Annotated in this window: 23 protein-coding genes; 9 read left to right on the top strand and 14 right to left on the bottom strand. The window is 58.6% G+C overall.

What is annotated here, in order from left to right; all coding sequences use genetic code 11:
- Positions 1–8: 8 nt before the first annotated feature.
- Positions 9–2,165 (bottom strand): DUF3141 domain-containing protein, encoded by a 2,157-nt coding sequence (locus ACZCED_RS20235; RefSeq protein ID WP_462970562.1) that lies wholly within the window; start codon positions 2,163–2,165, stop codon positions 9–11.
- A gap of 79 nt (positions 2,166–2,244) precedes the next feature.
- Positions 2,245–2,766: a polyhydroxyalkanoate synthesis regulator DNA-binding domain-containing protein gene (locus ACZCED_RS20240; RefSeq protein ID WP_462970561.1), complete on the bottom strand. Its 522-nt coding sequence runs from the start codon at positions 2,764–2,766 to the stop codon at positions 2,245–2,247.
- A 329-nt stretch (positions 2,767–3,095) separates the two neighbouring features.
- Here ACZCED_RS20240 and ACZCED_RS20245 point away from each other — a divergent pair, with 329 nt between their 5' ends.
- Positions 3,096–3,347, top strand: a complete 252-nt coding sequence (locus ACZCED_RS20245) for a hypothetical protein (RefSeq protein WP_462970560.1) — start codon at positions 3,096–3,098, stop codon at positions 3,345–3,347.
- A gap of 49 nt (positions 3,348–3,396) precedes the next feature.
- On the top strand, positions 3,397–3,828 hold the full coding sequence (locus ACZCED_RS20250; protein ID WP_462970559.1) for a MaoC family dehydratase: 432 nt from the start codon (positions 3,397–3,399) through the stop codon (positions 3,826–3,828).
- Positions 3,829–3,864: 36 nt separating this feature from the next.
- Here the strand turns inward: ACZCED_RS20250 and ACZCED_RS20255 are convergent, their stop codons facing one another.
- Positions 3,865–4,332 carry a CBS domain-containing protein gene (locus tag ACZCED_RS20255; RefSeq protein WP_464861565.1) on the bottom strand — a complete coding sequence of 156 codons (468 nt, stop codon included), beginning with the start codon at positions 4,330–4,332 and terminating at the stop codon, positions 3,865–3,867.
- 238 nt (positions 4,333–4,570) lie between these two features.
- On the opposite strand from ACZCED_RS20255, the gene ACZCED_RS20260 reads away from it, so the two are divergent.
- Genes ACZCED_RS20260 through ACZCED_RS20270 form a run of 3 tightly spaced genes read left to right on the top strand, consistent with a single transcriptional unit; the run spans position 4,571 to position 8,608 of the window.
- On the top strand, positions 4,571–6,322 hold the full coding sequence (locus ACZCED_RS20260; RefSeq protein ID WP_464861566.1) for an adenylate/guanylate cyclase domain-containing protein: 1,752 nt from the start codon (positions 4,571–4,573) through the stop codon (positions 6,320–6,322).
- A gap of 34 nt (positions 6,323–6,356) precedes the next feature.
- On the top strand, positions 6,357–7,304 hold the full coding sequence (locus ACZCED_RS20265) for a polysaccharide deacetylase family protein (RefSeq protein ID WP_464861567.1): 948 nt from the start codon (positions 6,357–6,359) through the stop codon (positions 7,302–7,304).
- A complete protein-coding gene (locus ACZCED_RS20270) occupies positions 7,304–8,608 on the top strand; it encodes a tetratricopeptide repeat protein (RefSeq protein ID WP_462970555.1) in 1,305 nt (434 codons plus the stop codon). The genes ACZCED_RS20265 and ACZCED_RS20270 overlap by 1 nt, the downstream gene beginning before the upstream one ends.
- A gap of 125 nt (positions 8,609–8,733) precedes the next feature.
- On the opposite strand, the gene ACZCED_RS20275 is transcribed toward ACZCED_RS20270, so the two are convergent.
- Genes ACZCED_RS20275 through ACZCED_RS20285 form a run of 3 tightly spaced genes read right to left on the bottom strand, consistent with a single transcriptional unit; the run spans position 8,734 to position 11,174 of the window.
- Positions 8,734–9,435 (bottom strand): lysophospholipid acyltransferase family protein, encoded by a 702-nt coding sequence (locus ACZCED_RS20275; protein WP_462970554.1) that lies wholly within the window; start codon positions 9,433–9,435, stop codon positions 8,734–8,736.
- Positions 9,432–10,319: a diacylglycerol/lipid kinase family protein gene (locus tag ACZCED_RS20280; protein ID WP_462970553.1), complete on the bottom strand. Its 888-nt coding sequence runs from the start codon at positions 10,317–10,319 to the stop codon at positions 9,432–9,434. The genes ACZCED_RS20275 and ACZCED_RS20280 overlap by 4 nt, the downstream gene beginning before the upstream one ends.
- 57 nt (positions 10,320–10,376) lie before the next feature.
- Positions 10,377–11,174, bottom strand: a complete 798-nt coding sequence (locus ACZCED_RS20285) for a substrate-binding periplasmic protein (RefSeq protein WP_464861568.1) — start codon at positions 11,172–11,174, stop codon at positions 10,377–10,379.
- A gap of 476 nt (positions 11,175–11,650) precedes the next feature.
- Between ACZCED_RS20285 and ACZCED_RS20290 the strand changes: the two genes are divergently transcribed.
- On the top strand, positions 11,651–12,427 hold the full coding sequence (locus tag ACZCED_RS20290; protein WP_464861569.1) for an MBL fold metallo-hydrolase: 777 nt from the start codon (positions 11,651–11,653) through the stop codon (positions 12,425–12,427).
- A 68-nt stretch (positions 12,428–12,495) separates the two neighbouring features.
- Here the strand turns inward: ACZCED_RS20290 and ACZCED_RS20295 are convergent, their stop codons facing one another.
- From ACZCED_RS20295 to ACZCED_RS20330, 8 genes are all read right to left on the bottom strand, one after another.
- Complete coding sequence (locus tag ACZCED_RS20295) at positions 12,496–13,548, bottom strand: 5-oxoprolinase subunit C family protein (RefSeq protein WP_464861570.1); 1,053 nt, start codon at positions 13,546–13,548, stop codon at positions 12,496–12,498.
- Positions 13,541–14,251 (bottom strand): 5-oxoprolinase subunit PxpB, encoded by a 711-nt coding sequence (pxpB, locus tag ACZCED_RS20300; RefSeq protein ID WP_462967801.1) that lies wholly within the window; start codon positions 14,249–14,251, stop codon positions 13,541–13,543. Before pxpB ends, ACZCED_RS20295 begins: the two co-directional genes overlap by 8 nt.
- A 14-nt stretch (positions 14,252–14,265) precedes the next feature.
- Positions 14,266–15,048 carry a LamB/YcsF family protein gene (locus tag ACZCED_RS20305; RefSeq protein WP_462967802.1) on the bottom strand — a complete coding sequence of 261 codons (783 nt, stop codon included), beginning with the start codon at positions 15,046–15,048 and terminating at the stop codon, positions 14,266–14,268.
- Positions 15,049–15,057: 9 nt separating this feature from the next.
- Complete coding sequence (locus ACZCED_RS20310) at positions 15,058–15,762, bottom strand: DUF2848 family protein (protein WP_464861571.1); 705 nt, start codon at positions 15,760–15,762, stop codon at positions 15,058–15,060.
- Between the two features lie 110 nt (positions 15,763–15,872).
- The gene (locus ACZCED_RS20315) at positions 15,873–17,168 is read right to left on the bottom strand and encodes a TRAP transporter large permease (RefSeq protein ID WP_462967804.1); all 1,296 of its coding nucleotides are present in this window, start codon (positions 17,166–17,168) and stop codon (positions 15,873–15,875) included.
- Complete coding sequence (locus ACZCED_RS20320) at positions 17,168–17,725, bottom strand: TRAP transporter small permease subunit (protein WP_464861572.1); 558 nt, start codon at positions 17,723–17,725, stop codon at positions 17,168–17,170. Before ACZCED_RS20320 ends, ACZCED_RS20315 begins: the two co-directional genes overlap by 1 nt.
- Before the next feature lie 136 nt (positions 17,726–17,861).
- Positions 17,862–18,863, bottom strand: a complete 1,002-nt coding sequence (locus ACZCED_RS20325) for a TRAP transporter substrate-binding protein (protein WP_462967806.1) — start codon at positions 18,861–18,863, stop codon at positions 17,862–17,864.
- Positions 18,864–18,902: 39 nt separating this feature from the next.
- Positions 18,903–19,676, bottom strand: coding sequence for a nitrilase-related carbon-nitrogen hydrolase (locus ACZCED_RS20330; protein WP_462967807.1), 774 nt, complete (start codon positions 19,674–19,676; stop codon positions 18,903–18,905).
- A gap of 249 nt (positions 19,677–19,925) precedes the next feature.
- Here ACZCED_RS20330 and ACZCED_RS20335 point away from each other — a divergent pair, with 249 nt between their 5' ends.
- The 3 genes from ACZCED_RS20335 (at position 19,926) to ACZCED_RS20345 (ending at position 22,566) form a co-directional block, all read left to right on the top strand.
- On the top strand, positions 19,926–20,906 hold the full coding sequence (locus tag ACZCED_RS20335; RefSeq protein WP_462967808.1) for an AAA family ATPase: 981 nt from the start codon (positions 19,926–19,928) through the stop codon (positions 20,904–20,906).
- Positions 20,907–20,995: 89 nt separating this feature from the next.
- Entirely contained in the window at positions 20,996–21,886 is an 891-nt protein-coding gene (locus tag ACZCED_RS20340) for a DUF58 domain-containing protein (protein WP_462967809.1), read from the top strand.
- A 92-nt stretch (positions 21,887–21,978) separates the two neighbouring features.
- Complete coding sequence (locus ACZCED_RS20345; RefSeq protein ID WP_462967810.1) at positions 21,979–22,566, top strand: DUF4381 family protein; 588 nt, start codon at positions 21,979–21,981, stop codon at positions 22,564–22,566.
- Positions 22,567–22,788 lie beyond the last annotated feature (222 nt).

Here is a 22,788-nt window from a genome sequence, read left to right on the forward strand (position 1 = left end):
AGAACAAGTCAAATCCCCATTACAGCGGCAATGGCATCGCGCATGCGTATCACCTGGGGGTCTGAATCAGGCTCGTTCACCATCAGCGCCGCAGCGATGGCCAGGGCTTTTTGGCGGTCAGCCCGGCAGGGAAGCAAACCGGGCAGTGCACTGAGTGCCGCCTCCGGCGCGGATTTCATGATCGCGGACTGCTTTTTGATCATTGCGCTCAAGGTGGCGCCATGAACATCCGTCAGGCGGATATCCCGGCCAGCCAGACCGTCATAGGCCGCAAGGCTTCGCCGGCGCGTACCGGAGCCGGCATGGGCCAGAGCAACCATGATTCTCACAACCGCATCGGCAAAGCCGCCGGCGTCGATATCCGCCAGCTCGCCGACCCGGCATCCGCTTGATTCGGCGGTGTCATTGGCCGTTTCATCGGTCGCTATCGCCCGCATCCACGGATGGTCGAAAATGGCATAAAACCAGGCTTCGATCGTCCGGTCACGATAATCCCGATAGATGTCCAGGCTTTTCGATACGGTATCGGAAAACATCTTTTCCATGGCCGAAAAGGGATTGTCCGGCAGTACCGGCCGACGTTGTTTTCTCACCTCTTCGGCAAGGCGGGCCACCGGTGCCATCCACGGGTTCAGGTCGGAGAACCCATAGCGGGAAGCCCGCAGGGGATGCAATTGCCTGAGTGTTTCGGCCGTGGCTTCATTCACCGCTGCCTTCACCCAGGGCCGCACCAGTCGACGATAAACCCGATCGTTGAATCGCGAAAGCGCCTCCGCCGACCCAAATGCGACCTGGTCGTCGTCATCGTCATCCATGGCCAGTATATCCGCCATCTCCCGTTCTTCGAACCGGACCTGCCGCATACCGCCGTCGTCATCCGAGATTACCATTTCGTAGAGGCCGGGAGCGAGGTACCCCATCAGGTCGATACTGGCGATGATCTCGCGATGCTCTTTACGGGAAACACCCGCGGAAACGAAAATACCCAGATGCCCGATGGTGCCGTGGACCATATAAACGATGGTCTGCTGCCTGCGTCGGATTTCGTCCACGCTGCCCCACTCGGCCGGTATCCAGTTGAGGGCCTGCTGGGGAGGGGTGATGTTATCCCCATGGGAGGCAAAGACCACGATGGGCCCCTTCATGGCCTTCAGGTCAACACGCTGGTCGTTCATCACCAATCGCCCCCGTTGGGCACGGTTGCCCACAAACAGTTGCTCAACGATGAAGTGGATCTCTTCGGCGGTGAGCAGGTAGTAGCCGTTCCACCAGCGCTCGAACTCCAGGTAACGGTCAGCTTCCGTGTCCAGGTTGGCCCACAGGTGATAATGCTTGTTCCATAGGGTGTTGGCCGGGTTGAGGTCCTCGAAACCGGCCACGAGGTGGGCACCGTCGAACATGCCATTTCCCAGGTCTCCCCATAAGGAGGCCTGCCACACGCCGCCTGCCAGGCCGCCCTTGTAGCGCATGGGATGCTTGCCTTTTACGCCGGCCCAATAGGACAGCGGTGCACCGTTCATCACGATGGGCCCGGTGATGTCGGGCCTGACTGCCCCTAAGAGCGCGGCGGCCCACCCGGCCTGGCAGTTTCCGATAATAGCCGGATTTCCAGCTTGCGGATGGCAGTCCCGCACCGTTTCCACAAACATGGCCATGGCCAGTTGAACATGATCCAGGGTCTGCCCGGCGACCGGCCGGGTGCTGAACAGGATCACATACACCGGATATCCCTGATCCAGAGCCATTCCGATTTCCGAATCGCGTTTGGCGCCGCCGATTCCCGGGCCGTGGCCCGCTCGCGGGTCGATGATGATTATTGGACGCGGGGATGCCTTGGGGGACGTCTTGACACGCTGGAGACGCCGTTTCTCCTTTACATCGTGCAGCCGGGGTTCGGAGGGGGTCCGGCGGTCCCGGATCCTGGCCAGGTAGAAATTGGTGGGCGGATCCATTTTCCGGCCGTCCAGCAGGATGTCGTATGAAAAAGTCAGCACCGGCGGCTGGCCCTGACGAAGATGATCGAGGTACTGGTTTCCCCGGCGTCTCATGATATCGGCAAATAGAACCGTGCGCTGAAAGTAATCTCCGGCATAGGCGATGCCATCGGTCAGCCAGCGCAAGGGGGAACCAGTGGGGGTTAAACGGGTCGTAGGTATGGCAGACATGGGTATCTCCGGCAGCCGGGACCGCTGTTGCCATGGTGCTACGAGGCAAAAACGGTATAACCGACGCTGTGGGTAGGGGTTATGCTTTTGGTTTCTGTTCGCTGTCGAGGCGCCCTGAGGGGTCCGGGTGTTTCGCATCCGGTTTGTTTGATGCGGATGGATGGGAAAGGCCGAATAGGTTTAGCATGCCTTCGATAGAGGATGCACCGGACATCATCTCCGGCATGCGTTTGGGCAGCTCCATGCCCATATCCAGCCACTTTCCGAATTGCTGATCAAACGCCTTTTTGGTGTCCAGATAGTTTTGGAGGGTCTTTTGAAAATATTTTTCGAAGAACTCGCCCAGAGCATTGTCTCCGTATCGGATAATCAGGTGCAGCACCGATTCCGGCAGCAGGCTGTTTCTTCGTTTGGCCGCCTCCAGAACAATCTGGGTGAGGATGAAGGCGGTCACATCCTCTCCGGTGGAAGCGTCGCTAATCTGCACCTGTTCGCCGGAGCGGATCATCGTTGATACATCTTCAAGGGTGACATAGCAGCTGTTGCGGGTATCGTAGAGCCGCCGATTGCTGTATTTTTTCAACAGTAGTGGATCAGGCATGGATCGAATATTCCCTTCTCATCTTGATACGATGCAACAAAAGCTCATTTGCGATTGGTTTTCAGCCTGCTTTCTTGAAAGATATCTGAATATATACAGTACCTGAAAAATTGCAATGGCAAACTGGCATTATTGTGCAATGCAACATTTTATCATTGACATCCGCCGCCGGGGACCTATATTGAAACCAAGTGATCACCCCCCCTCTCCCACGAATGTGACGGCGCAACAGCGATCAGTCGTTGCGGGAGAGGTGGAGGGAAAATACACACGCAACCCGTAACGCTTACCCCAAACCCAATTACAGGAACAAAAAAAGGAGAGCAACCATGGATCAGAAACAAGTTTTCAAGCAGATGGTCGACTTCAACAAATCCGCATTCAACAATGCCTTCAACGCCATGGTAATGGTTCAGGACCAGAACGAAACCCTGGCCAACACCATGTTGAGTCAGGCCACCTGGATGCCCGAAGAGGGCAAAAAGGCCGTGAAGGAATGGGTGGACACCTTTAAAAAGGGCCGCGAAGAGTATAAGAAGACCGTGGATGAGGCGTTCAACAAGGTGGAGGAATTCTTTTAGTCGAGTGATCGACTAACAATCAGGAACGACCATGCAAAGGGGATGCAACATGATCGGAAAAACCTTCGACCAGCTTGCCATCGGGGATGCGGATCGATTCGCTAAAACCGTGACCGATTCGGACATTTACCTGTTTGCCGGCGTTACCGGCGATTTTAATCCGGCGCACATCGATGAGGCTTACGCACAGGGCACGTTTTTCAAGACACGCATCGCCCATGGCATGCTATCGGCGGGTTTTATTTCCGCCGTGATCGGTACGCGTCTGCCCGGCCCGGGAACGGTGTACCTGCGACAGACACTTGATTTTCTGGCCCCGGTACGCATCGGTGATACGGTGACCGCGACGGTGGAGGTGGTCGAGAAAATGGAAGATAAGAAACGGGTCCGCCTGAGAACGACCTGCGTCACTCAGGAAGGGACCCGGGTGTTGGACGGGGAGGCGTTGGTGAGCCCTCCCCGGCCACCGAAAAAAGCTTGACCGTCGGCGGTGATGGGATGCCAGCGGCCCGAGACGCTATTTTGAATCGGGCCGCCATCGCCAGTTTTCGTAGTAATCCCAGCCCACCATCGAGTTGAGCTGTTTGAGTTCTCCGTCCTTTTCCTGAATGGAGGCCTTCATGACATCACCGCTGGACACCATCCCGATGGTTTTTCCATCTTTTTCGATGAGCAGGTGACGCACCCGCAGCCCCAGGAATTTATCCATAAGATTGTAGACCGTGTCCGTGTGGGGCGCAAATATAAGGTCCCTGGTCATGTAGTCCTCGATGTGGACGGTCTTGGGATCGAAGGCCTCATCGAGGGTGTTTCGCATGAGATCGCGCTCCGTCCAGATGCCCACCGGCTTGCCGCCACGGGTCACCATGATCGCCCCGACCTTGTGCGCGTTCATTTGCTTCAGCGCTTCCAAAACGGTTGTCCCCTCCGGGACACACAGAATATCGCTTCCCTTTTCCTGGATCATGTCGTTGGCTGTTTTCATCTTTCTCCGCCTTTGTATGTGGGTTGCGTGAAACCGCTGCAGCCTCTGTTTGCCGGTTGCCTGGAGGCGCATGAAAGTTGACCATGGGGATGGCTGTTTGCGGCCGATGCCTTATCGAATAAAATAGCCTTCCGTCTTCGCTCTGTCAACGACACCCAAGCTGCGTGTTGACACCGGCCGACTCACCCCATTATAGTTCTTCTCGGTTCGGGCGGCGGTCATCGTCACTCGACGCCTCATGACCCTCCACAGATGCGGTGCAGCGATGCAGCAGGCCCCCAGGTCCCTTTTTTCAGATATCCAGCATATTTTCCGGCGACGATCGCCGGGCGATGTGCAGCTGGGCCAGGTATTGGTAAAGCGGGGCATCATCACCGACAAGCAGTTGGAAACCGCCCTGGCCGCCCAGCGTCAGCGGCTGGTCGAAACCGGCCAGGCCGTGCGCCTGGGCCACATCATTACCGAATTGGGGCTGGCCGCCGAGACGGCTGTGGTGGGGGCAATCAATGAGAACTTCAGGATTTCCGTCGCCTCCCTGTCGGACAATATCCGGGAACTCATTCTCCGGCAGCGCGGCACCCTGGCCGAGCGACTCCCCGCCCCGGCCATCCCCATCTGGCTCAAACTCAGCATCGGTTCGCTGATCATCGTCACCGTCACCATCGTTTCTTTCAGTTATTTTATCATCAACCGGCAAAAGGCCCAGCTTTTCGACCAGACCGTGACCGTTGGGACGGTAAGCCTCAACTATTTTGTCAATAACGCCCGCATTCCGCTCATCGACGACGACATTCTCAACCTCAACACCCTGATCAAGGAAGCCACCGCCACCGAAGGACTGCGCTATGCGGTGGTGACCGACAACAGTGGTCTGATCCGGGCACACACCGATGTGGATCGGATCGGCACGACCCTGGCATCCCCCACGCCGGCAGCACAGCCGGAAACCCGTGGAGACATTTCCTACTTTTCTTTCGTTGCCGATTCCGGTGAACAGATGCTGAACCTGACCCGGGAGGTGATCTTTCAGGACAAGATCGTAGGGGCGGTGCACGTGGGCGTCTCTTTGGATTTTATCGAGCGGCTGGTCAACAAGGAAAAAGGATTCATTATATACGTAACCGCTGTAATGATGACTGTCGGGTTGGCCATCGCGGTTTATCTGGGATTGCGATTTTCAAAACCCATCCTGGAATTGGTGGCCGCCACTGAGGCCATCGGCAAAGGAGACTACCGCTACCGGGTGGAACTCAATCGTCAGGACGAACTGGGCAACCTGGCCACCGCCTTCAACCAGATGGGCGAAGAGCTGTTCCGGCATAAGCTGACCCGCCAGTCCTTCGGCAAATATGTGGGCGAAGATGTGCTGGAAATGATTCTGGCCGACCCGGAAAAGATGTGGCTGAAGGGCCACAAGAACGATGCCACGATCCTTTTTGCCGATATCCGGGGATTTACCGCCTATAGCGAAGACCGGGAACCGGAGGAGGTGGTCGACATGCTCAACACCTATTTCGAGATTGCCACCCGCGCCATCATGGAATACGGCGGTTATGTTGATAAGTTCATCGGCGACGGCGTGTTGGGGGTTTTTGGTGTACCGGTGTTCAGGAAGGACCATGTGGAGCGGGCCGTGCGGGCCGCCCTTGACCTCATGGATCAGTTGCACATGCGCAGCATCCATGGTAATCCTCTTTTGTCTGCCGTGGGTATCGGTATCCACACCGGCCCCATTGTTTCAGGGAACATCGGCTCCCAGGTAAAAATGGAGTATACCGTCATCGGTGACACGGTCAATCTGGCGTCGCGTCTCAGCGAGCTGGCAACTCCCGGAGAAGTCCTGGTGACGGATGCGGTCTATGACCGGCTGCGCGCACTCGTCAGCGTGGAACCGGCCGGCACACGCACCATCAAGGGCAAAATCGCCCCCGTAAGAACCTGGCGCGTGGCGTCGATCAAACAAAGGGACTATGTCAAATCATCCGATTAGACATCGATCATTCCGATTCCTCATCTGCACAGCCTTGCTGATTGGCGCGATTCTGCTTCCGCCAGCCATCCATGGCGAGGAGACCAATACCGACCCGGCCCTTCCGCTGCCCCTTCTGGTGAGAGCCCGCCAGACCGACACGCCGGCCTCCATCGCCCAGCGTTTTTTAAACGACGCCTCCAAAGGGTGGATGATCGTCGAATACAACGGTCGCGAAACGTTTACCGGGGGTGAGCCGGTCATGGTCCCCACGGGACCCTTCCAGCCCGGCGGCCTGTTTCCGGACGGCTATCAGACCGTTCCCGTCTTGGCCTATGCGGGTATCGGTGATTCAACCGGGCAGGTCTCGCCGTCAACCTTCAACGACCAGATGCACTGGCTGAAAAACGAAGGCTTCGTCACCATTACTCCCGACGCGCTCATCGATTTTATGAAATTCTCGGGCCAGCTCCCCCGCCGGTCGGTTCTGATCACCTTCGATACCGCATCCCAAAGCCTCTATGCAACGGGCATTCCCATTCTGAAAAAACTGGGATTCACCGCAACGGTGTTCCTGTCCACCAGCGCTGTGGGCCGCAAGCATGCCATGACCTGGGACCAGGTCAGGCAGTTCCGCAAAGACGGCTTCACCATCGGATGCCGTGGACGAAGCGGACGATCGTTGACCCGCCGAACCAAAGGGCAGGCATTCGAAACCTATTTCAAATTAGTGGAATCCGAACTGCACCGCTCGCGCCATGAGATCGAGGCGCACCTGGATGAACCCTGCCTGTACTTGGCCTACCCACATGGCGACACCAGCAGCCTGGTATCCGCCATGGCCGCCAAACTCGGGTTCGCAGCCGCCTTCATCCGGCGAGCCGGAAACAATCCTTTTTTCGCAGACCGGTACGGCATCCATCGCACCCCCATCGACAGCCGGGTCGACGCGGAGCAGTTCGCGAAGCTGCTCACCACCATTATCCCGGCAGACCTCAACTGATGAGACGATTGCCGCCAGTCATCGCCCTCATTGCCGCCGTCATCCTTTGCGGCTGCGCGGGAACGATGAATTCGGTATCAGAGTTTTTGAGCGCCGGTCCCTGGTGGGCGGCAGCACAGACCGGCAGCCTCAGCGAACGGGCCAGATCACTGGAGGCCCGCGGTGAGCTCGCCATGGCGTTGGATCACTGGCGGCTGGTTGAGCGCATAGCGGCAGACCCAGCAGCAGCCGGTCGTGAAATATCTCGTCTGAAAAGCAAGATTGCCGACGCGGTCAACACCCACTATCAAAACGGGATCGCCGCACTGGGAAAAAACAAGCCGACGGCCCGCAACCATTTCCTGGCTGCACTTCGCCTGGATCCCACGTTTCAGCCGGCCCTGGTACAGATCAATGCCCGCTTTTCGCCTTTTCCGCTGGCCGTGAACCAGCCGGCTCCGGGTGACCGGCCCGAGACCGTCGCCAAAGCAGTCTTCGGCGATGAAACAAAAGCCTTTCTCGTGGCCTGGTTCAACGATCTGCCGGTGGGCCAGGAGATGCCGCCCGGCACCCTGCTGATTCTGCCCAAGCTGGAGAAGACGCATCCAAAGAAAGTCCGCAAAAAAAAGCCGCCTACCCAACTGGCCGACGCCAAGGCGCTGCTGGCGGGAAATGACCTTGACGGTGCCCTGGCCCTGGCCGGGCAGGCGGATCCAGATGACCCCGACGTCCAAACCCTGATCCACACCATCCATCTGAAACAGGCCAATGCCCGAATTGCATCGGGATTTTTGGAAGCCGCCCAGGCGGCCCTTGCATTGGTTCCGGACGGGTTCGCAGGCAAGGATGCGGCCGCAGAGGCGCTGCAAGCCGCCATGCAAAAGCAACAGGCCGCACGCGTCCTTGCCGAAGCCCGTGACCATTTTGACAAGGGGGAGTATCGGCAGAGTCTCGACACGGCCGAACGGCTGCTCGAGGAGGCGCCGGACAGCATGGACGCCCGCGATCTGGCCAACGAAGCGCGCTACCGGCTGGCCCTGGACCACTTCGACCGCAAGCGTTTCTTGGAGGCCAGAAAGGTGTTGGAGCAAGCCGATGAAAGCCATGAGGCCAGCATGGCCCTGAAAAAAACCGTCCACACCCGCTTAGCGAACCTGGCCCAGATTCACTACCGCAACGGCGTGAAACACTTTATCAACGAGGACCTCAAGTCAGCCATTGCCGAGTGGGAGATCGCCCTGGCCTGCGATCCGTATCACGACAAGGCCCGTGAGAACATCGGCAACGCCCGCCGGTTGATGCAAAAGATCGAAACCCTGCCCTGACATACGGGGAAAAAAACATCTATGCAACATGCAGCGGTCCATCCAATGGGCTGTGGCTCAGATCGGGGTCCCGGCGACGGGGGATGAAGGGTCTCGAAGATATCGGACGGTATGCCAAACCGGCATCAGGAGGCCAGGTCGGCGATGACATGGCGCACATGGTCGCGCAGCTGTTCCGGCGTCAAATCGGCAATTGTCGCATAGGCAATCGCAGGCCCGATGGATACCCGAACCGGTTTGGGATTCAGGTGAAAGGTCCCTTTGGGGTGATAGTCAAACAGCCCGCTGATAGCAAAGGGAAGGATGTCGGCGCCGGCCTGGCGTGCCAGGTGAAAGGGCCCCTTCTTGAACGGCCCGATTTTGCCGGTGAGCGTGCGATGGCCTTCTGGCAAAATGATGATGGAACTGCCCTCACGCAGTCGCTGCCTGGCGATCTCAAGACTCTGCTTGGCTTTCTCCAGGTTGTTTCGATAAATCGGGATGCACCCCCAGCGGGTGACCAAACTGCCCCACAAGGGTATCGAAAAGTGGTAAGCCGCTTCAACGGCCACATAGGTCAAAGGGATGGCGGCAGGAATCACGAACAGGTCGAACAGGCTCTGGTGATTGCCCATGATCAGATAGGTCCGCGTCCGATCCAGGCCGTCCAGTCCCGTTACCTTGAGCCGAATACCCATTATTTTGATCTGCACGGAAAAAAGGAACCGGGCCAGGGTAAACACCCGCTCCCGGGACAGCAGGAACAGACCGGCGGAAAGAATGACGAAGGTCAGCACAAAAAAGAGCGACCCTGTCACCCACAATAGTGCGGACTGCAGCCTTTTCATGCGAAATACCTGACCCATCGGGGATGAATGGCAACCCGGGTCGGCGTGGATCCGAACAACTCGCCATCCGGCAACAGGGGCTTGGGCGGATCGGTTTCCACCGAAGCCGTCCTGGCCCGGTAAAAATTCACCGCCGGATGCCGCCCGTGGGTGCCTTTGAAAATTGTTGGGAAGGCGGCCATCAATGACCGGCGGGTCATCGGTCCCACGACCACCACGTCGAACCAGCCATCGTCGATCGCCGCATCCGGCGCCATGAGCATCCTGCCCCCGGTGTACCGGGAGTTGCAGAATTCAACGAAACAGTTTTCCCCTTCTATTCGCCGACCATCGATTTCCAGCTGCATCCGGTGAAACCGCAACCCCAGCATCCGGTGAAAGACTCCCAGGACGTAGCTGAAATCGCCGCACCGTTTCAATCGATGGGCCGTCTGAGCCACATCGGTGACAAAGCCGAATCCGGCGAGATTGACGAAAAACCAGGGCTGCCCATCCTGGGTGAAACTGCACACGTCCACCGGCCGCGTTTCTCCTGCGGTCAACGCCCGGATGCCGTCTGCAGTGGTACAAATGCCCAGGTCCCGGGCGAAGGAGTTTCCGCTGCCCACGGGGATGATGCCCAGCGGGGGCAGGCGGGCAGGGTCGTGATACTTCAACAAGCCGTTGAGAACATGGAAATTAGTCCCGTCGCCGCCTAAAGAAACGACGCCATTGTAGCGTGAAAGGACCAGTTGGCGCGCGATATCGATGGCATGGGTATGGTGCTGGGTGATGAAAATCCGGTAGTCGATACGGTGTCGGTCAAGATGCTTTTCCACCTGGGGGATGATTCGGGCTCCTTTTCGACCCCCGGCGCTGGGATTGGCAATCAGTGCGATGGTCATGGGCGGCAGCGGAAGGTCCTTTCTGTTAAACCGGAATGAATGGCCGACGGGCCAGGTTCAGTGGGATTGACGAATGTATCGGTTCAGGTTGTCGTTGATCAGCACATCGATCCGGCCTTCGTCACGAAGCCTTCGGATCTGCCGGTTGATGGCCGGCAGCAGTTCTTTGTAAGGCGATTTCCTGGAAAAGGCAAAATAGAAGTTTTCCACGACCATGTCTTTCTTGGCAACGCTGAGCTTCTGGCCAACACCTAAACGATTGGCTGTGATCCGCACCGCATAGTACCCGAAAAACAGGTATTCCGCCTTTCCCGACAAAAGATGGTCGATCATCATGTCCACGCTGTAGACCCTGATCATTCTGAGTTCTTTTTCGATGAACCGGTCCATGCTGTCCCCGAAGCTGTCGCCAAAGAGGGTCACCCCGCGATGGTCCACCAGATCTTGACGGCCGGCGAGGGGAAAGGTGTTGCCTTTGACGACGAATACGGACGTAGGGTCCTCGCAATAGGGCTCCGAAAAGTCCAGATAGGACTCCCGTTCAATGTTTCGGTAAATCCCGGCGATCAGATCCACCCTGCCGTACCGGGCGTTCTCCTGAACCCGCTTCCACGGCCCCAGAAAGCGGCTGTCATAGGGTTTGCCCAGGCGGGTAAGGATCATACCGGCCAGATCGGGGCAGACCCCCACGATGCGGTCTCCTTCGCGCCACATGAAGGGCGGGTAGTCGGGATGGCCGGAAATGATGATGGGGGCGTGGATCCCATCTTCCCGGGCAGACACCCCTGCCGGCAAGTGAAAGATCAAAAGCAGCAACAGGACGGTTTCTGGTTTGCGGTTCTTCCACTCAGGCATTGTGGGTTGAATCTCCCTGCTATCCGCCGCATCGATGTATTGGAAAAGGACCGGCGCCCGCCTGGTTCGCGGAGGGCGCAAACGAATCCATGGTTGGCATAATCGGCATTATACCCACCCCCGACAAGCCGCGGGAAATGCTCTGCCGGCAGCGGCCGTGCGTCGCGGCACCGTAAGGATGATAATCGATTCCCCGTTCGCTGGCTAAATTCGCCGCAAGCGACGGGAAAACGCTCGCCGTCGCGGTTCAAATCGTCTATATAGACTTGAAATACCTCTAACTCAACGTTCGGTGTTGCCGGGCAGCAATAGAATCGCTGAAGACGCCCCTGACAACCCGGGACTTTTTTGGTAGATTGGGCGCAGACCGCCGTTGAGTTGATCGTGCAATGACGCAAAACCCTAAAAACCTGCATCAAGCCCCGACGATGGCCCGTTTCTGATCCCGCCAACCCACGGACGAAAGGAATCCTTGCATGCAAAAACAGGTGACACCCACCGGCGCCGAGGATGCAACAGGCCGCACGCGCCAGCGTTACACCATCCTTCTTCCGGGCATCCCGGTTTCTTCCAACCGCGGTGCACTGGGCTGGTCAACGGTTGCCCTGATCGAGACCGGAGGCCTCCGGATTCTTTTCGATACCGGCTCCTATGGCGATCGCAGTCTGCTGATTGAGCGACTGCAGGCGCTGTCGATAGACCCGCAGGCGCTGGACGCCGTGTTTATCTCCCATCTGCACTACGATCACTGCCAGAACATCGATCTGTTCGCAGACATCCCGCTCTTGGTGAGCGAACGCGAACTGCGCTATGTCCTGGACGGGGAATACAGGCAGCGCCGGGATCCTTATGTGCCGGCGACCACGATCCTGAGCCTGAAGAACCGGTTTGAGACGGTCCTCGACGGCAGCGAGCCTTTTCCGGACGTGCGCGTGGTCGCCCTGCCGGGCCACACACCCGGCCAGGCCGGCCTCTTTCTGTCCAGGGAAAAGATTCTGATGGCCGGTGACGGCGTAAAAAATGCCTGGGATTTCGCCAACCGAATGTCGCCGCCGGCTTTTTATTCCCAGGATGCCGCCCTCGGCAACTATGAATGGGTAGCGGCCAACGCCAGCGAAATCGTACCGGGGCACGACCGGCCGTTTCGTCTGGGGGCGGACGGCACCCCCGCCTATCTCACCGCGGCCGCCGAGGTTACGCTGACATATTTCCCGGACCCGGGTTTGGAACCGAAAGAAGTCCACCTGTCCTGACGGCCAGCGGTTCAGGCTTTCGGGTCGCCCACCCCTATGGACACCCCTGGGCCCGGCACCTGGGACCACTACGTCTGATACAACCAATGAATGAGTTTATCCAGAACGTCCGGTGCGTTCCAGTCAATGGCGACGGGATGGGGTCCATCGCGCCTGGACCGCCGTTCAGCCTCCGGCAGGTTCATTTCGTGGCGAATCCGCTCCAGAAGCGACGCCTGGCTGCGAAAAACGGCGTGGGCGGCATCCATGCCGATGCGCTCAAAACGAATGCGGTCTCCCGGAAGGGCCTGGGCGACACGCCAAATGTCGCTGGAGATCACGGTTGCAATTTTGGTGTACCCCCCGACGGTCTGTTCGCACAGAAGGATGATCGGCTGCCCGTCCTGGGGTATCTGCACGCCTCCCGGCAGGCTCGATTCTGAAATGATGCTCTGGGGCATGCCCGCGATCTGGGAGATAACCGGCCCCTGGAGCCGGCAACCCATGCGATCAGCCTGGGGAGACACCGTAAACCATGCGTTGAAAAAGACATCCAGGCCATGATCGAAGAAATCATCCTGAGGGCCGGGAATCGCCCGCAGGGTAATCTCGGTGGGATAAGCCGGAACAAGCGCCTCCGGCACCCGGCGCGCCGGATGGTCGATCGCACCGGGACAGCGCCTCAGGCAATCACCGGCCTGAAGGGGCCTTCCCTTGAAGCCGCCGATGGCCGCGCCGACATAGCAGGAGCGGCTGTCCATAACCAAGGGCACGTCGATGCCTTGCGAAACCGCCAGATACCCGCGGCAACCGCTTTTCGCCATGCCGACGCTCACCGTATCTCCGGCCTTTACGGGCACCGCGCGCCAGCCTGAAGCCGGGGCGCCGTTGATTGAAAAGGACATGTCCGCGCCCGTCAAAGCGATGGTCGCCGGGGCGAGGACCTTCAACACAGGGCCGGAAACGGTCAGTTCGAGCAGCGCCGCCGTGTCGGGATTACCCACCAGCATGTTGGCGATGCGTCCGGCGAAATCATCCAGCATGCCGCTGGGCGGCACGCCAAACCGTTGCCAGCCGAATCGTCCCAAATCCTGAACGGTCGTGTAGGCACCCGGCGACAGCACCTCGAAGATGTCAGTCATCCTGGCCTCCGCCGGCACGTCGCCGGTACTCGTCCGGGGTGATCGGTTCGAACCGGAGGGTATCGCCCGCGCGCAGGAGAAAGGGGTTCGGCCGTTCAGGATCAAAGAGCCGCACGGGCGAGCGGCCGATGAGCTGCCAGCCCCCCGGACTGGCGATCGGATAGATCCCGGTCTGGTTGTTGGCAATACCGACGGAGCCGGCCGGAACCCGGGTTCGCGGGGAGGTCAGCCGGGGGGTGTGCAGTTTCTCCGAAAGCCCTCCCAGGAAGGGGAACCCCGGGGAGAATCCCAGCATGTAGATGGGGTAGCGGGGTTCCGAATGGAGGCGGATGACATCATCGATCCCGATGCGGTTATGCTCGGCCACAAAGGCGATGTCCGGGCCGTATTCCCCGCCATAACAAACCGGAATGACGCTTTCTTTCGGTGGAGGTGGCTCGATCCGGGCCATCCCCTTGAACAGGGATAGAATGCGGGTCTCGAGCAGGCAAGGGTTGGTCGTCAGAGGATCGTAGACCACGACCACAGAGCGGTAGGTGGGAATCACTTCGCGGACACCGGGGACCGCGGCCGTCTCCAACGCAAAGGTCATCGCCCGCACGGCTTGATTGATTGCAGGGGCAATGGCGTCACCGAACTCCACCAGCAGGCCCCTGTCGCCGGCCAGGCGGAATCTCGGTCGATCGAAAGGTCGACTGTTCACGGCCACCGCGTCCATCAGCGGCCGCCGTCAAAGGGGGCGACCCGGATGTTCTCTTTTTCCAGTGTCTGGCGGATCTGCCGCACCAGGTCGACGGCCCCCGGCGTATCGCCGTGGACGCAAAGGGTCTGGGCCTTCAAAGGGATCCGTTTCCCGTCGACCGCAACGACCACGCCTTCCCGGGCCATCAGGAGCGCCCGCGCAGCGACCTCGGCAGGATCCTTGATCACCGCTCCCGGCCGGCTGCGGGGGACGAGGGTGCCATCGGGGGTATAGGCCCGATCCGGAAAAGCCTCTCGAATGACCTTCAGGCCCATCGCTTTGCCGATGTCGGCGACGCGTTCGCCCTTTTGGCCGGCCAGGGCCATGTAGTAAAGCTCCGGGTCGACGGCGGTAATGGCCTCGGCGATCCCCCGGGCGATCTCTTCGTTGGCAATGGCCGACAGGTAGAGGCTGCCGTGAGGCTTGACGTGGCGGAGCTTCAGGCCGTGAGCCGCGCAAAACCCCTGCAGCGCACCGATCTGATAGATCATGTAGGTGCGAATTTCATCGCGGCTCAGGGTCATCTCCCGGCGCCCGAACCCCATCAGGTCGGGATATCCGGGATGCGCGCCGGGGCTGACGCCGTGCTCCTTGGCCATGCGGATGGTGCGATCCATCACCATGGGATCGCCGGCGTGCCACCCGCAGGCGATGTTGGCCGAGGAAATGTAAGCGATCACGGAGGCGTCCATCCCGAGATGGTAGGCACCGAAACTCTCGCCCATGTCACAATTCAGGTCCATGCTGGTGGTTGCCATCTCCCCCCCCTAAAACGTCTCTATGGCGCCGGCCATCACCTCGCAGGTGTAGCCATGGCCAACGGTTCGGTTTAAAACCGGATCGTACATGGTAAAGTCATATCCGTCGCCGGCGACCAGACCCGCCACCGTGCCGATCGTTCCCGAAAAGAGCACCAGGCCGTCACCGAGCCCGCCCAGGCGCGTTTGAAGATCCTCTATCCAGTATTCGGGAGGCAGGATCGCCGCGCAGCGATCCTCCTGGTAGAGCGACACCTTCCCGTTGCGGGTGACCGTGCAGTGCAGCTGCAGCTGGTCGAAGTGGTCCTTGACTTCTTCATAGGGCCACAGTTCCCGGGCGATGACGTTGAGGCACAGGTTCTTGGATTTGGCCACCGACACCGACTCCAGCCTGCGGTCGGTGTGATCCGACCCGACGGTCACCAGGATCTCCCCCCGGTGCCACAACAGGACCCACTCCACTTCTCCCGAGGTTTGCGGGCCGTGCACCTGAATGTGACGGCTGTGGGTTAACAGGTGGTTGCCCAGCGCCAGCAGGGTGGGAATATTTTTCGGTGCCGCAACCCCCACTTCGGCCAGTTCATCGATGTGGTGCTGCAGGGCCTTGCGGTCCCTGCCGACCCAACCGGCGTTGAACATCCGTTTGGCACTGAACACGATCTGTTCCGGCGCACGATTCAACCGGTTGATTGTCAACTCAAGCTCGACTCGCATGGCTGGGTATCCTTTCTCTATGTTCACGAACCATTTCTATCGCTTTTAACTTCCATAGGCGACACGAGCCAGGATGCAGATACAAGCGACGCGGTGGTTGATAACAACCGCTATCCCGCCATCTGCATCGGCAGGACCATGACAATAACCGGGAAAATGGTGATCAGAATCACGGCCAAAAAAATCAGCAGGAAAAAAGGAACCGCGGCCATGGCGATGTTTTCCAGCCGGTCCCCGGTCAGCCCCTGAATGACGAACAGATTGAAACCCACCGGCGGGGTGATCTGTCCGACCTCGATGACCAGCGTCAGGAAGATGCCGAACCAGACCGGGCTGAACCCCGCCTGAACCACCAGGGGAAGGGTGATCGGCAGGGTCATGACGATCATCGAGATGCCATCGAGAAAAAAGCCCAGAAACATGTAAAACAGGGTCAGAATAGCGATCAGCATGTAGGGGCTCAAGCCCAGGGAACCGATGAAAGCCGCCACCTGGGCCGGCAGCTTGAGGTAGCCCATGGCCACCGCTAAAAAACTCGCCCCGGCAATGATGAAGCAGATCATGGCCGAGGTCTTGATCGTTCCTTTCATGGCTTCCACCAGGTTTGACCATTTCAGGTCTCCCAGCAGTGCGGCGGCGACTACGGACCCGACGGCGCCGACGGCCGCCGCCTCGGATGGCGTAGCCAGGCCGGAATAGATCGATCCCAGGATGAACAGGATCAACGTCGACACCGGCAGCAGTTTGACCACCGCCAGGAATTTGGCCTTGATATCGAATTTTTCCCTTTTTACCGGGGCCAGTTTCGGGTTCAGCAAGACCCGGACGATGACGTAGCTCATGCAAAGCCCGGCGACCATCAACCCGGGAATCACGCCGGCCATGAACAGCTGACCGATGGATTCTTCGGCCAGCACCCCGTAAATGATCAGAACGATGCTGGGGGGGATAAGCAGCCCCAATGTGCCGGCCCCAGCCAGGGAACCGTGGCTGAGTTGCTGGTCGTAGCCGTCTTCATTTAACTGGCGCAGGGTGATTTTGCCGATCGTGGCCGCCGTGGCCGGCGACGAACCCGAAACGGCCGCAAAAATCGCCGAGCCGAGGATGTTGATGTGCAGCAGGCGGCCGGGAATGATCTGAACAAACGGTCGCAGCCCCTCGAAAAGAAGATCGGACATCCGCGTGCGCAGGATCATTTCCCCAAGAAAAATGAACATCGGCAAGGCTGCCAGTGACCAGCTGTTCAAGCTGTTCCACATGGCCTGCGCCCAGATCTTGGCCACCGGCATGCTGGTCAGAAGCTGCATCGATATGCCGGCCGTAGCCATCAGCGACATGGCGATCCATACGCCGGACCCCAGCAGGCCGAAAAGCAGTACCATTACCGTAACAAGCGTGACGTTCATCAATTTTTCCCGGCGCCGTGGGTGAGTTTGAATTGTTGGACCCCCCCGACGATCAGTGCGGTGAGTCGGCCGAAGATCTGCAGGGTCAGCAGGACCATGCCGGCAAGGACGATGGCCTGGGGGATGTACAAGGGTGTCTCGGCCGGCGTGTAGGCCGTAAGATTGCGGGCCTTGGACGTCAACACCAGCTCAACGAGGAAAAGGCACGACAGTCCGGATAAAACCATCGCGAACAGCATGCAGGCAGCCTCCAGCACGAAGGCGCTCATGGCCCCCAGCCGCTCCCGCACGAAGGTGATCCGTATATGGGCGTCCTCCCTGAAAGAAAATCCCATTCCGAGATAAATCATGGCCGCCAGGGCGTACCCCGAATACTCGCCGGAGACTTCGGTGGAGGATCCCATGAAGTTTCTCAGGACAACCTCAGCCAGGATCAACAGAACCATCCCGCAAAAAATCAGGGCCGACAGGATGGCACCGGCATCGGAAAGCCGGTTGATCGGACTCACCAGAACCGCAAAAAGCGGGTGTTTCCTCTCCTCGGGTGACGCGTTCATATCAGTATCCATGGTTTGACGCTTTAAATGCCCCCTTGAGGTCGGCACTGGGTAGAGCCGTCAGCGGGAGGACTGAAAACACACAGTTAAAAAGGGGGGGCCGCCAATCACGGCCCCGTTGAGAACAGGATCGTTCCTAATTAAGCTTCTTGCGTTCTTCCTCAAACTTGGCCAGAACCGCCTCACCGACCTTGCCCGTCTTTTTCAGCCAGTCGTTAATGACATCCTGACCGCTGGCCCGCAGCTTGGCGGCCAGTTCGTCGGAAATTTCCGTGGTGATGGTCATGCCGTTGTCGGCGCAGGTCTTCTCGTCCTTGACCATGGCGTCCTCGGCAATCTGCCACTGGCGGACTTCCATCTCCTTGCCGATCTTTAAAAAGACCTCCTGCTGTTTGGGCGTCAGGGCATTGAACGAGTCCATGTTGATATTGATCATGTTCAGCGGGATGGCGAAGTTGACCCGGGTGGTGTCCGAAAGCACTTCCCAGAACTTGCCGGCCACGGCGCTCTGGGAGGACGTCAGCACCGAGTCGATGGTCTTGGTCGCCAGGGCGGGATAGACATCACCCCACGACATGACAACAGCGTTGGCCCCGCCTTTTTTAAGGACTTCGGTACCGTTCTTGTCATAGGTCCGGATGCGCAACCCCTGAAGGTCCTCGTATTTTTTAATCGGCCGGTTGGCGTGAATCGAGCTGGGCGGCCAGGGTGCCGTATACAGGATGATCTGGTTGAACTTCTTGGCCTCTGCATCGTATTGCGGCCGAACGATGTCGAGAAGAAGCTTGGCCTCCTTGAAATCCTTGATCAGAAAAGGCGAGGTGCTGAGACCGAAAATCGGCGATGTGCCCACGGCGGCACCCATCAGCACGCTCTGGATCGGCACAATGCCGTCGGCCACGGCCGTGAAACGGTCTTCGTCCTTGAGCCCTAGGGCCCCGCCTTCGTGGACGGTGAGGACGACTTCACCGGCCAGCGCCTCGTTGATCCGCTTGGCAAATTCGCGGCAGGTTTCGGCGTGCATATTGGCGCCGCTGTAAGTGGTGGCGATGTTCAGCTCCACGACAGCCGCCGCGGGGCTTGCGATCAACACCAGGCACAGAACCAGACCGACTGCTACCCACAGTTTTTTCGACATGAGAAAACTCCTTTCAAGATTGGTTGAGTTGGAAAAAATCTACCCCAGATCGACCCGGTCATGCAGCGCACTGAACGCATTCCGCACGGACGCCACCTGATCGATGTCTATTTCCGCCGTGATCATACATTCCTTCTCTCGCGCCTCGGCCAGGATGTTGCCCGACGGGTCGACGACCATGCTGTGCCCCGCGTAAGGGGATCCGGCATCCGAACCGGAGCAGTTGCTCGATATGAGAAAAGCCTGGTTCTCCATGGCGCGTACTCGATTAAAAAGAATCCAGGGGTCCAGGCGGACCGCCGGCCAGGCAGAGACCACCAGGAAAAAAACCGCTCCGAGATCGACCATTTTTCGAAACTGTTCCGGAAACCGCAGATCGTAGCAGGTGGCCAATCCGGCCTTGCCCCACGGTGTGTCGGCCACGACCACCTCGGTGCCGCGGGTAAGCAGGTCGCGCTCGCTGGATTGGTAGCCGAACAGGTGGATTTTGCGGTAAACGGCGGTCACGCCTCCCTGGGCGTCGATCAGCAGACTGGTGTTGAACAGTCCTTGTGGATTCCGCTCGACAAAACTGCCCATCAGAATGTGGCATTGGATCGACGCAGCCTTTTCCCTGAAGGCTTGAACGAACGGTCCGTCGATCGGTTCGGCGTCGACCGGGTAGCGGTCGAAACGGAAAAAGCCGCAGGGCCACATTTCCGGCAGCAGGATCAGATCACTCGACGATGCCTGATCCACCAGTGCCAGGGCGTGCGCCGTCGCTTCCGCTTTTGGCATGTCCCGCCGTTCCATCTGGATGCTGGTGATTTTCATGATTCACCTACCCTCAGGGCGATGATTGCAGAATGGTCGGCCAATACGATACCCCCTGTTTTATCACAACCCCGATGTTGATTCCATTCAAATAATTAGGCATGCTTGACCCCGTTGTCGTCACGGTTGCGACTACCTTGACAACACCGGTTTCCTTATTTATTTTCCGTGGATTTAAATGCCGGCAGATTTCGGCCGGCAATCCACCGAACCGTTTTACAATCGACCGTCGGGCAAAAGGAGGCTGCCTTGCCACTGGAAGAACTGAAAGCGCAGATTGAAGAAAAACATCTCGTGGTCAACCGGATCCGGGAAGAGATCGGCAAAGTCCTGGTGGGCCAGCGGGACCTCATCGACGGTCTGCTCATGGGGCTGTTCACCCGGGGACACATTCTCATCGAGGGTGTGCCGGGCCTGGCCAAAACCAGTGCGGTCAAGGCCCTGGCCGATACGGTTCACGCCGACTTCAAGCGCATCCAGTTCACCCCCGACCTGCTGCCGGCCGACCTGGTGGGAACGGAGATATACCGCCCCAAGACCGGTGACTTCAGCATAAAAAAAGGCCCGCTGTTCAACAACATCATCCTGGCCGACGAAATCAACCGGGCCCCCTCCAAAGTCCAGTCGGCACTTTTGGAGGCCATGCAGGAGCGCCAGGTGACCATTGGCGACACCACCTTCCCGCTGCCCGACCCGTTCCTGGTTATGGCCACCCAGAACCCCATCGAGCAGGAAGGCACCTATCCGCTGCCCGAGGCCCAGGTGGACCGCTTCATGCTCAAGATTCTCATTGATTACCCGGACAAGGTCGAAGAGAAGGAGATCATGAAGCGGGTCGGTTTCGACGCCGCGGAAGCCGTGCAGCCGGTGCTGAACCCGCTGGAAATCAAGTCCATCGGGGGGTTGATCAACGGTGTCTACATGGACGAAAAGCTCAAAGACTACATCGTGGACCTGGTTTTCGCCACGCGCAACCCGGCAGCCTACCATGTCGACGTTGCCGATTACATCCAGTTCGGGGCCTCGCCCCGGGCCACCATCTTCCTGAGCCTGGCCGCCCGGGCCTACGCCTTTCTGCAGGGCCGCGCCTATGTGACGCCCCAGGATGTGAAGACCATCGCCCCGGCCGTGTTGCGCCACCGGATCCTGCTGACCTATGAAGCCGAAGCGGAAGATATCGACACGGACCAGATCATCGGCCGCATCTTCGATTCGGTGGAAGTACCGTAAGTTCAGGGTTCAAAACAGGCACCCGGTCTACATTTCAATAAAAACGATCAAAAGCCTTGAATTGGCATTGACGAACGCCTGGGGCAATCATGCTTTCCCCCGACCTGATCAAGAAAATCAAGAAAGTCCACATCAAGACTGGCCGTATGGTCAATACACTGATGGCCGGACAGTATCGTTCGGTGTTTCGCGGCGCTGGCATCGAATTTGAGGAGGTGCGTGAGTACACGCCCGGAGACGAGGTGAAAAGCATTGACTGGAAGGTGTCGGCCCGCATGGGCAAGCCTTTTATCAAGCGCTATCGGGAAGAGCGGGAGCAGGTGGTCATGCTGCTGGTGGACATGAGCGGCTCCGGCCGCTTCGGCACCACGCAGCGCATCAAACGCGAGACCGCCGCTGAAATCGCAGCCATCCTGGCATTCAACGCCATCCGCAACAACGATAAGGCCGGGGCCATTCTCTTCACCGATCAGGTGGAGCGTTACATCCCGCCCAAAAAAGGATCGGCCCATGTATGGCGGCTCATCCGTGAAATTTTCACCTTCCAGCCCGAACACACCGGCACCGATATCGTCGATGCAGTGGATTTTCTGGCCCGGGTCTGCCGCAAACGCACCGTGGCCTTCCTGGTTTCCGATTTTCTCACCGAAGGCTTCGGCCGGAACACCACCTTGCGGATACGTTCGGCCGCCAGGAAACACGAGCTGATCAGCGTTCTGGTTACCGATCCAGGAGAGTTCAGGCTGCCCGACGGGGGCATCGTCGCCTTCCAGGACCTGGAAACCGGGGCCATGCGCTACCTGGACGCCGCTGACCGGACCACCCGCGAGCGATTTCAGGCCAGCCGCCAAGCGGTTCACGAGCAGATCCTGCAAACCCACAAGGCCATGGACATGGACTGCATCGAAATGCCTACCGACGGCGATGCGGCCGACGCGTTGGTGCGCTATTTCCGGTACCGGGAGCGGCGGCGGCGATGATGATTCTTGGCTTTTTAATTTTGGCGGTTGTTTCGGTCACACCCGCATGGTGTGAGGGGAAGGATGCAGAGGCAATTGCAGAACCGGCCCCCATGACCGACATCCATGACATCCAGCCGCCGGTATCGATAGGAATCGATGCGCCCTGGCTGGTTCCGGTGCTGCTGGCCCTTGCCGCCGTGGTGATTCTGGCCGCCGGCTGGTGGTTCTGGAAGAAACGTAAAAAAAACCGGGCCATCGAAACCATCGTTCCCGAACTGCCCCCTGAAATGACGGCCATGCGAGCCCTGGACCAGATTGCCGATGTGCGACGGCTGGACGGCAAAACCTTTTACTTCCGCCTTTCGGCCATCCTGCGGCAGTATGTTTTGGGGCGCTTCGCGGTAGGCGCGCCGGAAATGACCACCGAAGAGTTCCTGCCCTGCATCGATCGGTTGAAGATCGATAAAAGCCTGGCCCACTGTCTGAAAAACCTTTGCCGGGCCATGGATCCGGTCAAGTTCGGCAGCGAAACGGCGGTGGAGAAACAGATGGAATCGGATCTGACGTTTGCCCGGGAATTTGTGCGCAAGACGACGCAACAGGTTAGTAAGGAGGATGACAAAGAGCATGGTGAACAAAGTGCGATCGTTCCCATGATTGATAAACGTTCCAAAAAACAAATCTTAAATCTCAAATAAATCCCCATATCCAAGGGGCAACCGCAAACATCGTATGACCCTGCTCGGAATTTGAGTTTTCGTTTTTTGTGATTTATTTGTTATTTGTAATTTAAGTATTGTGATTCAAGGAATTCATGCTGCGATTCTCATCACCCTATTTTCTTTTGCTCCTGCTGCTTATACCGGCGCTCGTCTGGTACCGTCACCGGCGGCACCGGACGCCTGCCATGGCCAACAGTG

The sequence above is a fragment of the Desulfosarcina sp. genome (assembly GCF_055467485.1).

Coding starts and splice junctions, on each gene's coding strand:
- ACZCED_RS20235 (WP_462970562.1), bottom strand. CDS start 2,165: ATGTCTGCCATACCTACGACCCGTTTAACCCCCACTGGTTCCCCCTTG.
- ACZCED_RS20240 (WP_462970561.1), bottom strand. CDS start 2,766: ATGCCTGATCCACTACTGTTGAAAAAATACAGCAATCGGCGGCTCTAC.
- ACZCED_RS20245 (WP_462970560.1), top strand. CDS start 3,096: ATGGATCAGAAACAAGTTTTCAAGCAGATGGTCGACTTCAACAAATCC.
- ACZCED_RS20250 (WP_462970559.1), top strand. CDS start 3,397: ATGATCGGAAAAACCTTCGACCAGCTTGCCATCGGGGATGCGGATCGA.
- ACZCED_RS20255 (WP_464861565.1), bottom strand. CDS start 4,332: ATGAAAACAGCCAACGACATGATCCAGGAAAAGGGAAGCGATATTCTG.
- ACZCED_RS20260 (WP_464861566.1), top strand. CDS start 4,571: ATGACCCTCCACAGATGCGGTGCAGCGATGCAGCAGGCCCCCAGGTCC.
- ACZCED_RS20270 (WP_462970555.1), top strand. CDS start 7,304: ATGAGACGATTGCCGCCAGTCATCGCCCTCATTGCCGCCGTCATCCTT.
- ACZCED_RS20275 (WP_462970554.1), bottom strand. CDS start 9,435: ATGAAAAGGCTGCAGTCCGCACTATTGTGGGTGACAGGGTCGCTCTTT.
- ACZCED_RS20280 (WP_462970553.1), bottom strand. CDS start 10,319: ATGACCATCGCACTGATTGCCAATCCCAGCGCCGGGGGTCGAAAAGGA.
- ACZCED_RS20285 (WP_464861568.1), bottom strand. CDS start 11,174: ATGCCTGAGTGGAAGAACCGCAAACCAGAAACCGTCCTGTTGCTGCTT.
- ACZCED_RS20290 (WP_464861569.1), top strand. CDS start 11,651: ATGCAAAAACAGGTGACACCCACCGGCGCCGAGGATGCAACAGGCCGC.
- ACZCED_RS20295 (WP_464861570.1), bottom strand. CDS start 13,548: ATGACTGACATCTTCGAGGTGCTGTCGCCGGGTGCCTACACGACCGTT.
- ACZCED_RS20305 (WP_462967802.1), bottom strand. CDS start 15,048: ATGGCAACCACCAGCATGGACCTGAATTGTGACATGGGCGAGAGTTTC.
- ACZCED_RS20310 (WP_464861571.1), bottom strand. CDS start 15,762: ATGCGAGTCGAGCTTGAGTTGACAATCAACCGGTTGAATCGTGCGCCG.
- ACZCED_RS20315 (WP_462967804.1), bottom strand. CDS start 17,168: ATGAACGTCACGCTTGTTACGGTAATGGTACTGCTTTTCGGCCTGCTG.
- ACZCED_RS20320 (WP_464861572.1), bottom strand. CDS start 17,725: ATGAACGCGTCACCCGAGGAGAGGAAACACCCGCTTTTTGCGGTTCTG.
- ACZCED_RS20325 (WP_462967806.1), bottom strand. CDS start 18,863: ATGTCGAAAAAACTGTGGGTAGCAGTCGGTCTGGTTCTGTGCCTGGTG.
- ACZCED_RS20330 (WP_462967807.1), bottom strand. CDS start 19,676: ATGAAAATCACCAGCATCCAGATGGAACGGCGGGACATGCCAAAAGCG.
- ACZCED_RS20340 (WP_462967809.1), top strand. CDS start 20,996: ATGCTTTCCCCCGACCTGATCAAGAAAATCAAGAAAGTCCACATCAAG.
- ACZCED_RS20345 (WP_462967810.1), top strand. CDS start 21,979: ATGACCGACATCCATGACATCCAGCCGCCGGTATCGATAGGAATCGAT.